Origin of the sequence: Proteus sp. STS61-E (assembly GCF_040932335.1) — a bacterium.
GTDB lineage: Bacteria > Pseudomonadota > Gammaproteobacteria > Enterobacterales > Enterobacteriaceae > Proteus > Proteus mirabilis_B.
The window spans coordinates 17,374-29,803 of record NZ_JBFQGE010000010.1 but is presented as its reverse complement, the minus strand read 5'-3'; the positions used below and the strand labels follow the sequence as shown (position 1 = coordinate 29,803).

Sequence of the window (12,430 nt, the reverse complement as noted above, 5' to 3'; positions counted from 1 at the left end):
TGCATTCTACATCTTCCTCATTCAGTGTCAAGCGTTTATTTTCAAGGCTTTTCACTTTTTTCTTCGTTCTCTCGGCTAACTCACTTAGCGTGGTTTGCCGTGACAACGAGGACGCATTATAGGGAGTTTTCTGAGGCTGGCAATAGTTTTTTTAAGAAAAAAAATCGTTTGCTTAATTCCACAGCAAAACCCCTACTTATACGCACTTATCAACAATTTTATCCACAGAGCACCTTTTTACATAAAATTAGCATGTCAAACGCAAACGTTTGCGTTATCATAGCGGTCGATTAAGTAAGATTGATTTTGTGTCCATCTTCTGAAATGTTAGTTAAGCAAACACAATTTCACTGTATTAATGTGATTTAACTTCACCATTACTACCGTTATACCAACCCCAAGGGATAAAACTCATGCAACATCTTCGTCCTATCCGCCGTGCACTTTTAAGTGTGTCTGATAAAGCAGGTATTTTAGAATTTGCTAAAGCACTTGTTGAAAGAAAAGTAGAACTCTTATCTACAGGTGGAACCGCACGTCTATTAGCAGAAGCTGGCTTACCGGTTATTGAAGTCTCCGATTACACAGGTTTCCCAGAAATGATGGATGGCAGAGTGAAAACACTGCACCCTAAAGTACATGGGGGTATCCTAGGTCGTCGTGGACAAGACGATGCAATTATGGAAGAACATGAAATTCGTCCTATAGATATGGTCGTCGTAAATCTTTATCCTTTCGCTAAAACGGTAGCTCGCCCAGATTGCTCATTAGCAGATGCGGTAGAGAATATCGATATTGGTGGACCAACGATGGTTCGCTCCGCGGCAAAAAATCATAAAGACGTTACGATTGTAGTAAATAGTAATGACTATGAAAGAGTGATTGAAGAAATGGATAATCACGAAAATAGCCTTACTTTAGATACACGTTTTGATTTGGCGATTAAAGCCTTTGAACACACCGCTGCTTACGACGGAATGATTGCTAACTACTTTGGTCAGAAGGTTGCTCCTTATTATGGCGATACTTCACAACCATCAGGTACTTTCCCTCGTACCTTAAATCTGAACTATATAAAGAAACAAGATATGCGTTATGGTGAAAATGCTCACCAGCAAGCAGCTTTCTATATAGAAGAGAATATAGAAGAAGCATCTATTGCCACTGCAAACCAATTACAAGGCAAAGCGCTTTCTTATAACAATATAGCTGATACTGATGCGGCATTAGAATGTGTGAAATCATTTTCCGAGCCCGCATGTGTTATTGTGAAACATGCAAACCCTTGCGGTGTTGCAATTGCGAACACGCTCGCACAAGCATATGACAATGCATTTAAAACTGATCCAACCTCTGCATTTGGTGGCATTATCGCATTCAATCGACCATTAGATGCAAAAACAGCAAGTGCAATCATTGAGCGTCAATTTGTTGAAGTGATCATTGCTCCTTCTATTAATGAAGATGCATTACCAATTTTAGAAACAAAACCAAATGTTCGTGTATTAGCTTGTGGTCAATGGCAAGAAACCAAACCAGCGTTGGACTTCAAACGTGTTAATGGTGGACTGCTAGTTCAAGATCGTGACTTGGGTATGGTAAAAGAAGAAAACTTAAGAGTGGTCACTCAACGTCAACCAAGCGAACGTGAACTTAAAGATGCACTCTTCTGCTGGAAAGTCGCCAAATTCGTAAAATCAAATGCCATTGTTTACGCTAAAAATGATATGACAGTCGGTATTGGTGCAGGACAAATGAGTCGTGTGTATTCTGCAAAAATTGCAGGTATTAAAGCTGCTGATGAAGGTTTAGAAGTTGCAGGCTGTGCAATGGCATCAGATGCATTCTTTCCATTTAGAGACGGTATTGATGCAGCAGCACTTGCTGGCGTGACTTGTGTTATTCAACCTGGTGGTTCAATTCGTGATGATGAAGTGATTGCAGCTGCAAATGAGCATAACATCGCAATGATTTTCACCAATATGCGTCACTTCCGTCATTAATAAGGTATTGATATGAAGATTCTGATTATTGGTAATGGCGGTCGTGAACATGCTTTAGCTTGGAAAGCGGTTCAGTCACCGCTTGCAACGCACGTTTTTGTTGCCCCAGGTAATGCTGGCACTGCATTAGAAAGTGGTGTTGAGAATGTCGCTATCAGTGCAACAGATATTTCTGCATTAGTCGCATTTGCTCTCGAAAATAAAATTGATTTAACTATTGTAGGGCCTGAAGCACCACTAGTTATTGGTGTTGTAGATGCATTTAAAGATGCTGGGCTGACCATCTTTGGTCCAACAAAAGGAGCCGCGCAGTTAGAAGGCTCTAAAGCCTTCACAAAAGATTTTTTAGCTCGTCATAAAATTCCAACTGCGGATTATCAAAATTTCACAGAAATAGCACCTGCACTTGAGTACCTTAATAAAGTAGGTGCGCCGATTGTTATCAAAGCGGATGGTTTAGCTGCAGGTAAAGGCGTTATTGTTGCTATGACTCAAGCTGAGGCTGAAGCTGCAATTAAAGATATGCTGGCTGGCAATGTGTTTGGTGATGCAGGACATCGTATTGTTATCGAAGAATTTCTTGATGGCGAAGAAGCTAGCTTTATTGTGATGGTTGATGGTGAACACGTTATTCCAATGGCTACAAGCCAAGATCATAAACGTGTTGGCGATGGAGATACTGGACCTAACACAGGAGGAATGGGTGCATATTCACCAGCACCTGTTGTTACACCAGAAATCCACCAGCAAGTAATGGAAAAAATCATTTATCCAACAGTTAAGGGAATGGCTTCTGAAGGATATCGTTACCAAGGTTTCCTTTATGCTGGATTGATGATTGATAAGCAAGGCGTTGCTAAAGTTATTGAGTTTAACTGTCGTTTTGGTGATCCAGAAACTCAACCGATTATGATGCGTATGCAATCTGACTTAGTTGAGCTGTGTTTAGCTGGAGCAAAGGGTAACTTAAAAGATAAGGATTCCCTTTGGGACCCTCGTCCAGCTTTAGGGATTGTAATTGCAGCTGGCGGCTACCCTGCGGATTATCGTCAAGGTGATGTTATCGAAGGCTTAACACCAACATCATCAACAACAGCAAAAGTATTTCAAGCTGGAACAACACTCAATAACAAAGGCGACGTTATCACTGCTGGCGGGCGAGTACTATGTGCAACTGCATTAGGTGATGATATCGAGCAAGCTCAAAAAAATGCTTATGCTTTAGCGAAAGATATTCATTGGAATGGTAGTTTTTATCGCCATGATATCGGCTATCGAGCGATTGCACGCTTAAAGAAATAAATTAACAACGGCAAAAGGGAGTGATCACAAGCTCTCTTTTGTTGGTTCCCATTTACAAAAATCGTGTTCTGCAACCATAAGTAATTGCTTACCTTCTGGAGAATCAAGCCAAGCAACATAAGAAGGCTTACTTGAATTACGTGTTCTTGTTTTTAACCAGCGTTGTTCTGGACCTTCAAATGAAACACTCACTTTCTCACCAGCACATGTTGTCATCGTATTTTGATACCAGACACCCTGCACTAAATTTACTTTCCCAATAGTAAGCGCTTCACTGATTTCACGCTCTTTACTTGCAGCAAACACCATTCTTAAACGCTCATCTTCTGTCAATGCTCGTTTTTGCTTCTGGCTTTCTTGTTGCATGAAAATAACTTCACCTCGTTTATTTAGACGAAGGTGCCAAGAGGAAGGATCATTTGGATTGATAACTTCAGAGCGGACTTGCCAAAGCTTATTTTGACGATACTCATAGAATGTGATGACAGTTTCTGGCTTTTTATAAAAGCTATAAACACTCATGATCACTTGAGGTTCTGACGCTTTATTATTTAAACGCCATAGCCGGACAACACCTTCATCTGCAATATAACCTGTTGCAGAAAATTCAGGTAGTTGCACAGTAGAGGAGCAGGCGCTGAGCAAAAAAGCAGATCCTATTGCTAACAGCCCCTGTCGTTTCAACAAAAGGGGAGTAAATCCCCCTCTATTGTTCATTCCGTTCAAAGGAATTATTTTACTGCGTCTTTCAGTGCTTTACCGGCAGTAAATGCAGGAACGTTAGCTGCTGCAATTTTAATTTCTTTACCAGTTTGAGGGTTACGACCAGTACGCTCTGCACGGTGATTCACCTTGAATGTACCGAAACCAACTAACTGTACAGAATCGCCTTCTTTCAGAGCACCTGTTACTGAATCGATAAACGCTTCAATAGCAGCTTTTGCTTGAGTTTTTGTCAGATCCGCTTTTTCAGCAACTGATTCGGTTAATTCAGCTTTGTTCATAAAATAGTCCTTAAAGTATGTTTTATCGTTTGAAAAACATCTGGTGAAAAAACTTAACTTATCTTTTTAAGAGGATAAATTAAGTAAAACACCTGAGCCACTTCTTTTCGTACCCAATGTAGAACATACACGGGGGTGATGTGAAGTCTTTAAACGTCGCTTTTCAAGCACTAAATCACGTTTTTCTGATTTAGTGCGTTAATTCTATACCGATATTGCTCATTCCAGCTTCACGAAGGTCTGCACGTAGACCCTTGATCAGTTCGACATCTCTTTCTTCACATTCTACAAGTAGACGGTAAATTTCCCATTGAATATCGAACTCTTCAATAACAGCAGGTAGAGATCTAAGCTCTTCTTCGCTCATTTCTCTTTCTGCTTGTGTCATTTCAAGTGAAGCAACTGTCCCTACTGATAATTTGCTCACTTCAATAGCGTGACTTAATGATTCACCGCTTAAACGAGAGTGAACAATTTCACTAAGTGCAACACAGGCGTCAATCGCTGGATAGACACCATAAATCTCAAACCGAGATGCATCAGGAATAGCTTCTTCTAATTTCTCTAATTGAGAATCAAAATTAACCTTTGCATCTTTCACCGTTAAAGTTTCCCAAACCAGATCGAGAATACGGCGATAAAGCATTGGATCGGTAAATCCTGTTTCGCGACAAAATACCTGATAGTTTGGGTACATTCTCTCACACAGGCATGCCATAAACGTCAGGTGTTGCCAAGCTTCTAGCTTTTCTAAACGTAAATGGATTGGGTTCTTCAACATTCGTGATTACTCATTTTCTTAACTTAGGCGCAGTTTACCTGAAAATTAAAAATATCCACATATTTCCCGGTCATTTAGAGCTTATTCTTATTCAACTGCTCAAATAATCGCCTATTTGAAGCAATACCATCAGCCCAACGCGTGGGTTCTGGCAATCGATATCCTTTCATACACAACTCAACCCACTGCAAAGCGCCATCCATACTCACTTTATGACCCGGAGAAATATACAGGGGTTTGCATTTTTTCTTACTACGATAAATCCACCCTATTTGCTCATTCTTATCCATTAACGGCTCATGACTTCCTATCTCTTCATTGATAGCTTTATCTGTGCCACATAAACGGCTTTTTGCCACACCGATAGTAGGCGTATCCACTAATAAACCAAAATGACTTGCAACACCGAGCCTTCTAGGATGCGCAATACCTTGCCCATCGACAAAAATAAGAGAAGGTTTTTGTTTTATTAGTTGCCAGGCAGCAAGTAACGCAGGGCACTCTCTAAATGAAAGTAAACCGGGGATATAAGGAAGAGTTGTAGGTATTCGCGCGATTTGATATTCAAAAATTTCAAAAGAAGGGTAATGCATTATCACGATGGCGGCGCGAGTAACTGCGCCACCTTCTTCAAAACCAACATCAGCACCTGCTATGTAAGTTGGTGCTGTAAATTGGTCTGTTAAAATAATCTGTTGAGCTTTTTCTGTCTGCTCCTGACGTAATTGTTGGGTATTAATCATTATCCTGATGATAAGGCTTCGATAAACGGTGAACCGCATCAATAAATGCACCAGCATGTTCTGGTGGAACATCTTGATGAATACCGTGCCCAAGATTAAAGACATGACCATTACCTTTACCAAATCCAGCAAGAATAGTTTCGACTTCTTGTTCTATTCTGGCAGGTGGTGCATACAGCATAGAAGGGTCCATATTGCCTTGTAGCGCAACTTTGTCCCCTACTCGACGACGTGCATCTTCGATATCAATCGTCCAATCGAGCCCTAATGCATCGCAACCTGTTGCAGCCATCGCTTCTAGCCAGCGACCGCCACCTTTGGTAAATAAAGTGACTGGTACTTTTCTTCCATCATATTCACGGATAAGACCATCAACAATCTTATGCATATAGTGTAATGAGAAGAGTTGGTAATCACGGCCTGTTAGCACACCGCCCCATGTATCAAAGATCATGATAGACTGCGCGCCCGCTTTAATTTGAGCATTCAGATACAGAATAACGCTATCTGCCAGTTTATCCAGTAATAGATGTAGTGCCTGAGGCTCTGAATACATCATTTTTTTAATTTTTGTGAAGGCCTTACTACTTCCACCTTCAACCATATAGGTTGCTAACGTCCAAGGGCTTCCTGAAAAACCAATTAATGGCACACTACCTTGCAATGCATGACGAATGGCACGTACTGCATTCATCACGTATCCCAGTTCATCTTCAGGATCAGGAATAGGTAGTTTTTTAATATCATCAATACTATTTATTGGTGATTTAAAACGAGGACCTTCACCTGTTTCAAAGTAAAGACCCAATCCCATTGCATCTGGAATAGTTAAAATGTCAGAAAATAAAATAGCAGCATCTAAAGGGAAGCGTCTTAAAGGCTGTAATGTCACTTCACAAGCCAATTCTGTATTCTTGCACAATGAGATGAAATCCCCCGCCTGTGCCCGTGTTTCCTTATATTCAGGAAGATATCTGCCTGCCTGACGCATCATCCAAACTGGGGTGACATCAACAGGTTGGCGCAACAGCGCACGTAAATAGCGGTCGTTTTTCAACTCACTCATGACTAACTCCATTAACAGTAATAGGGCCGCAAAATAGTATGCATTGTAACATGCTGGAAAAATAACTGTTGGCAGACAGCGCCTTTATTTAGTTCTTTTCTTTATCTTGTCTAATATTGGCTATCGTATCTTCTATCAAGCGTCTAGCAATCGTATCTGGCGGTGGGATCTGCGGTAATTGATCGTAACGATACCAACCTGCACTCGTTAATTCAGAAGGATCGTGGCGTAGTTCACCACCATCATAGTCAGCTAAAAAGCCCATCATTAAGGAATGAGGGAATGGCCAAGGCTGAGAGGATACATAGCGAATATTACGAATACGAATATTACTCTCTTCAAACACTTCACGGGCTACGGCTTCTTCTAAGGTTTCACCCACCTCAACAAAACCAGCAAGTACAGTATAAAGAGGTGAATGTTTATGCCTAACATGATGGGCTAATAAGATTTTATCCTCATGGCGAATACCTACAATAATGCAAGGGGCAATTTGTGGGTAATAACGTTCATGACAGTTATCGCATAAACACGCCCATTCACTCTCGCTATGACGCATTTTAGAGCCACAATAACCACAAAAACGATGAGAACGATAAAACTCAGCCAGCTGAACACCTCGACCGACTAATTTAAACAAGTTTTCATCTTGTGAAGCAATAAGCCTTGGTGAACACATGTCGTTATCCATTTTTCCATGAATAAGCCAAACTGTTTCACCTTGCCATTCACCAACAATTTTGGCGTGCTGACCAATGAGATCCCAATCTTTAGCTAAGCCAAATGGAAGTTCGCCTTTGGGTAGCCATACTCGTCCACCAAGACTGACTGTCCACCAGCCCTTTTCTGATCCTGTTAATGTATATAAATGCATAACGACCATTCTATCCAAAATAATGATATAGAATAGAGGATACTCTTTTTAGTAAGAACCACTCAATGAATTATGACTATCTTCTATAATTCATTAACATTCTTAAATATAAATATAAATTTTATTAATAGTAAGAAGCGTTAGAATGACAGATGAAAAAAAAATAAAATTGCTATTTTTGATCTAGATGAAACACTTTTAGCAGGCGATTCTAGTCGCTTATGGACAAACTATTTGTGGGATAAAAAAATAGTCACAGACCCTCATTTTTTAAAACTAGATGAACAAATGATCGCAGACTATTACGCCGAAAAACTGGATATAAACCAATATCTTTTTCAACATCTAGCATATTTTAAACATCATGATATAGATAAAATAAATCATTGGGTTAATGACTTCACTGAAACAAAAATTCAGCATCTGCTTTACCCACAAGGAATATCAATAATTACACAATATCGGCAGCAAAATATTCCCGTTATAATTATTTCAGCAACAATGTCCTTTTTAGTTCATGCTATTGCAAGACAACTCAATGTGGATGTTTCAATGGGTATTGATATGCAAATTAAGGATAATCATTACACCGGATTTATTGAAGGCGTTCCTACATTTCGAGAAGGAAAGGTTGAGCGTTTAAATCAATGGAAAGAAGCCAATAACATTAACATTGCTTATATTTATTTCTATACTGATTCATCTAATGATCTCCCATTATGTTACCAAGCAGATCGTGTTATCGCGGTTAATGCAGATAATAAATTAACTCAAGTTTCGGATGAAAAAGCATGGGAACAACAACATTGGGATTTAAATAAATAACCCATGTCGGACTTGTAGTTTTTAAAATCTTTCATATACTGGACATCTTCTTGTCGGAGTGCCTAGTGTTTATAAGGCTATTATAAACACAGGCTGAGACCGTTAATTCGGGATCCGCGGAACCTGATCGGGTTAATACCCGCGAAGGGAACAAGAGTGATTCGACCTTTTGATAGCTTCATTGCGTATATTTTTTACACACCTATATACACCTATCTGTCGATACTCCCTGCGACCTCCAGACAAGCATTTTTCTCAATATTCACCCGACAGGCAATTAGCCTGCATGATATTTATTAGGAAATGCTATGTCCCAAAATCAAACTATATCCGTTAAAGATATTTCACCAACAAACAACAAACTGCGCCCACGAAAAGAGCAGCGTGATGCAGCTCAAGAGTTTATCAGCACCATTCAAGGTGTCAGTTTCCCAAATTCAAACCGAATTTATCTCGAAGGATCACGTGCTGATATTCAAGTCCCAATGCGTGAGATCCAACTTGATAAAACGCTAGTAGGAGGATCAAAAGATTCCCCTGTTTTTGAAGATAATGAACCTGTACCTGTATATGACACATCAGGCCCTTATGGCGATCCGGCTTCTCAACTCGACGTTAATCTTGGATTAAAAAAAATACGCCAACCATGGATTGATGAGCGCAATGATACCGAAGCGCTTTCTCTTTTAAGTTCGGATTTCACCCAACAGCGCCTTTCTGATGCAGGATTAGAACATTTACGTTTTCCCTTAAAACCAAGCCCTAAAAAAGCGCTAAATGGCAAAAGTGTGACCCAATTACATTATGCTCGCCAAGGCATTATTACGCCTGAAATGGAGTTTATTGCTATTCGTGAGAACATGGGACGAGAGAGAATTCGTAGCGAAGTTTTACGTCAACAGCATGCAGGATACAGCTTTGGCGCGCATCTTCCTGACAATATAACCCCTGAATTTGTACGCCAAGAAGTTGCTGCTGGTCGAGCTATCATTCCTGCCAATATCAATCACCCTGAATCAGAGCCAATGATTATTGGGCGAAATTTCTTAGTGAAAGTAAATGCCAATATCGGAAACTCCTCTGTAACTTCCTCCATTGAAGAAGAAGTTGAAAAGCTGATTTGGTCTACACGCTGGGGTGCGGATACCGTAATGGATCTCTCAACAGGCCGTTATATTCATGAAACGCGTGAGTGGATCATTCGTAACAGCCCCGTTCCTATCGGCACAGTTCCAATTTATCAAGCACTCGAGAAAGTTAACGGTATTGCTGAAGATCTCACTTGGGAAATGTTCCGAGATACCTTGCTTGAACAAGCAGAGCAAGGAGTTGATTACTTTACTATTCATGCAGGCGTGTTGTTACGTTATGTACCTATGACAGCAAAACGCCTAACAGGTATTGTGTCTCGTGGCGGTTCGATCATGGCAAAATGGTGTTTATCACATCATAAAGAAAATTTCCTCTACGAACATTTCCGTGAAATCTGTGAAATTTGTACGGCTTATGATGTTTCCCTTTCTCTAGGCGACGGACTAAGACCAGGTTCAATTCAAGATGCGAACGATGAAGCACAATTTTCTGAATTACATACCTTAGGTGAACTGACAAAAATTGCATGGGAATATGATGTTCAAGTCATGATAGAAGGCCCTGGTCATGTTCCAATGCAGATGATCCGCCGCAATATGACAGAAGAATTAGAGCATTGTCATGAAGCACCATTCTATACATTAGGTCCTCTCACTACGGACATTGCACCGGGTTACGATCACTTCACATCTGGTATTGGTGCTGCAATGATTGGTTGGTTTGGTTGTGCAATGCTCTGTTATGTTACCCCTAAAGAACATCTAGGCTTACCTAATAAAGAAGATGTAAAACAAGGTCTTATTACTTATAAAATTGCGGCTCATGCTGCCGATTTAGCCAAAGGGCATCTCGGCGCTCAAATTCGTGATAATGCAATGTCAAAAGCTCGTTTTGAGTTTAGATGGGAAGATCAATTCAATTTAGCACTTGATCCTGAAACCGCACGCCAATATCACGATGAAACCTTGCCTCAAGCATCAGGTAAAGTCGCTCACTTCTGCTCAATGTGTGGTCCTAAATTCTGCTCAATGAAAATAACTCAAGAAGTACGTGATTATGCGGCTGGTATGGAACAAATGTCTCAGGCCTTTAAAGAGCATGGAAGTGAGTTATACCACAGTGCAGAAATCGCCAGTGTTGAGGTGACTGAAAATGAACAGATCCTCTAACACGCCTTTCGCATCAACAGAAAAAAAGCTTGGGCTTTATCCTGTTGTTGATTCTGTTGAATGGATCGAACGCTTGTTAAAAACAGGCGTTACCACCCTGCAATTACGCATAAAAGATAAACAACCAGACGATGTTGAACAAGAGATCATTGAAGCAATAGAACTAGGTAAACAGTATCACGCAAGACTGTTTATTAATGACTATTGGCAACTGGCTATTAAACATCGCGCCTATGGTGTTCATCTTGGTCAAGAAGATCTCGATATTGCAGATCTTGATGCCATAAAAAAATCAGGGCTACGCCTTGGTATTTCCACTCACGACGAAGCGGAATTACAAAGAGCAAAAATATTACATCCATCTTACATCGCATTAGGGCATATCTTTCCAACCACAACTAAAGATATGCCATCTAAACCTCAAGGTTTGGAGGCACTCAAACATCAAGTAGAACAGACGCCTGATTTTCCAACTGTTGCTATTGGTGGGATCTCACTAGAGAGAGTACCTGATGTTGTTGCAACCGGCGTCGGTAGTGTTGCCTTAGTCAGTGCAATAACAAAAGCACCAGATTGGGAACAAGTGACTCGTAAATTATTAGAATTAGTGGAGGGAAAACCATCATGCTAAATGATAATGATTTTATGCGTTATAGCCGACAAGTGATGTTAGAAGATATTGGCTTAGAGGGTCAAAATAAGCTTCAACAAGCAAGAGTACTGATCGTTGGACTTGGTGGATTAGGTTCTCCTGCATCACTTTATCTTGCTGGTGCAGGTATTGGTGAACTTATTTTAGTTGATGATGATGAATTGCATGTTTCTAATCTACAGCGTCAAATTCTTTATCGAACTCAAGATATTCCTGATGCAAAATCAGAGGTCGCAAAGCAGTCTCTGCTTGCATTAAATCCAGAGATAAAAATTACCTCTTATAAACAACGTATTGATGATGACTCATTGTCTAAACTAGTTAAAGAGGTCGATTTAGTCTTAGATTGCACAGATAACATGCTTACACGCCAAGCGATTAATCGTGCTTGTGTTACACAGCAAACTCCGCTTATCAGTGGCAGTGCCGTAGGGTTTAGTGGCCAACTTATGGTATTTGAACCTCCTTTCACTCATGGTTGCTATCACTGCCTCTATCCAGATGAGGCTGAACCACAACGAAATTGCAGAACAGCCGGAATTCTAGGTCCTGTTGTGGGTGTGATTGGCACACTTCAGGCACTTGAAGCAATTAAATTACTTTCAGGGTTACCCTGTTCTCTAAGTGGAAAACTTCGCCTCTTCGATGGTAGAAAACAAAATTGGAGTACTTTGCGTTTAACACCATCAAAAACATGTCCTGTTTGTCGAGGGGTAGCATGAACATTACCGTAAATGACGAACAATATTCTCTGGATATGCCTGTCACTATCTGTCAGCTCCTTATTCAGTTAGAGCAACCACCTATTGGTGTAGCACTTGCTATCAATGAAACCATCGTTCCCCGTGAAAATTGGGAAACACATTTTATTAATGATGGCGATACTATTCTTCTCTTCCAAGCAATTGCAGGTGGCTGA

At 40.4% G+C, this 12,430-nt stretch carries 13 protein-coding genes and 1 riboswitch; of the genes, 7 read left to right on the top strand and 6 right to left on the bottom strand.

The annotated features are described in order from the left end of the window. Positions 1-413: 413 nt before the first annotated feature. Positions 414-2,003, top strand: a complete 1,590-nt coding sequence (purH, locus tag AB4J89_RS18665; protein ID WP_088494402.1) for a bifunctional phosphoribosylaminoimidazolecarboxamide formyltransferase/IMP cyclohydrolase — start codon at positions 414-416, stop codon at positions 2,001-2,003. A 12-nt stretch (positions 2,004-2,015) separates the two neighbouring features. Then, positions 2,016-3,305, top strand: coding sequence for a phosphoribosylamine--glycine ligase (gene purD / locus AB4J89_RS18660; RefSeq protein WP_088494401.1), 1,290 nt, complete (start codon positions 2,016-2,018; stop codon positions 3,303-3,305). A gap of 24 nt (positions 3,306-3,329) precedes the next feature. On the opposite strand, the gene AB4J89_RS18655 is transcribed toward purD, so the two are convergent. The 6 genes from AB4J89_RS18655 to nudC all read right to left on the bottom strand — a co-directional run bounded on the left by AB4J89_RS18655 (position 3,330) and on the right by nudC (position 7,773). Further along, on the bottom strand, positions 3,330-3,992 hold the full coding sequence (locus tag AB4J89_RS18655) for a DUF1481 domain-containing protein (RefSeq protein WP_227718966.1): 663 nt from the start codon (positions 3,990-3,992) through the stop codon (positions 3,330-3,332). Positions 3,993-4,036: 44 nt separating this feature from the next. Then, a complete protein-coding gene (locus tag AB4J89_RS18650) occupies positions 4,037-4,309 on the bottom strand; it encodes an HU family DNA-binding protein (RefSeq protein WP_004246922.1) in 273 nt (90 codons plus the stop codon). Positions 4,310-4,499: 190 nt separating this feature from the next. After that, positions 4,500-5,090: a YjaG family protein gene (locus tag AB4J89_RS18645; protein ID WP_368470292.1), complete on the bottom strand. Its 591-nt coding sequence runs from the start codon at positions 5,088-5,090 to the stop codon at positions 4,500-4,502. A gap of 74 nt (positions 5,091-5,164) precedes the next feature. Next, entirely contained in the window at positions 5,165-5,833 is a 669-nt protein-coding gene (gene nfi / locus AB4J89_RS18640; protein WP_368470290.1) for a deoxyribonuclease V, read from the bottom strand. Then, the gene (gene hemE / locus AB4J89_RS18635; RefSeq protein ID WP_069368752.1) at positions 5,826-6,899 is read right to left on the bottom strand and encodes a uroporphyrinogen decarboxylase; all 1,074 of its coding nucleotides are present in this window, start codon (positions 6,897-6,899) and stop codon (positions 5,826-5,828) included. The genes nfi and hemE overlap by 8 nt, the downstream gene beginning before the upstream one ends. Positions 6,900-6,987: 88 nt before the next feature. Beyond that, the gene (gene nudC / locus AB4J89_RS18630; RefSeq protein WP_069368758.1) at positions 6,988-7,773 is read right to left on the bottom strand and encodes an NAD(+) diphosphatase; all 786 of its coding nucleotides are present in this window, start codon (positions 7,771-7,773) and stop codon (positions 6,988-6,990) included. Positions 7,774-7,941: 168 nt separating this feature from the next. On the opposite strand from nudC, the gene AB4J89_RS18625 reads away from it, so the two are divergent. The 5 genes from AB4J89_RS18625 (at position 7,942) to thiS (ending at position 12,430) form a co-directional block, all read left to right on the top strand. Further along, positions 7,942-8,598, top strand: a complete 657-nt coding sequence (locus tag AB4J89_RS18625; RefSeq protein ID WP_368470296.1) for an HAD family hydrolase — start codon at positions 7,942-7,944, stop codon at positions 8,596-8,598. Between the two features lie 44 nt (positions 8,599-8,642). Beyond that, positions 8,643-8,765: riboswitch (TPP riboswitch) on the top strand. Positions 8,766-8,906: 141 nt separating this feature from the next. After that, a complete protein-coding gene (thiC, locus tag AB4J89_RS18620; RefSeq protein WP_368470286.1) occupies positions 8,907-10,859 on the top strand; it encodes a phosphomethylpyrimidine synthase ThiC in 1,953 nt (650 codons plus the stop codon). Further along, positions 10,843-11,490 carry a thiamine phosphate synthase gene (gene thiE, locus AB4J89_RS18615; protein ID WP_368470284.1) on the top strand — a complete coding sequence of 216 codons (648 nt, stop codon included), beginning with the start codon at positions 10,843-10,845 and terminating at the stop codon, positions 11,488-11,490. The genes thiC and thiE overlap by 17 nt, the downstream gene beginning before the upstream one ends. Continuing rightward, the gene (locus AB4J89_RS18610; RefSeq protein ID WP_349474699.1) at positions 11,484-12,233 is read left to right on the top strand and encodes a HesA/MoeB/ThiF family protein; all 750 of its coding nucleotides are present in this window, start codon (positions 11,484-11,486) and stop codon (positions 12,231-12,233) included. Before thiE ends, AB4J89_RS18610 begins: the two co-directional genes overlap by 7 nt. After that, complete coding sequence (thiS, locus tag AB4J89_RS18605) at positions 12,230-12,430, top strand: sulfur carrier protein ThiS (protein ID WP_006534717.1); 201 nt, start codon at positions 12,230-12,232, stop codon at positions 12,428-12,430. The genes AB4J89_RS18610 and thiS overlap by 4 nt, the downstream gene beginning before the upstream one ends.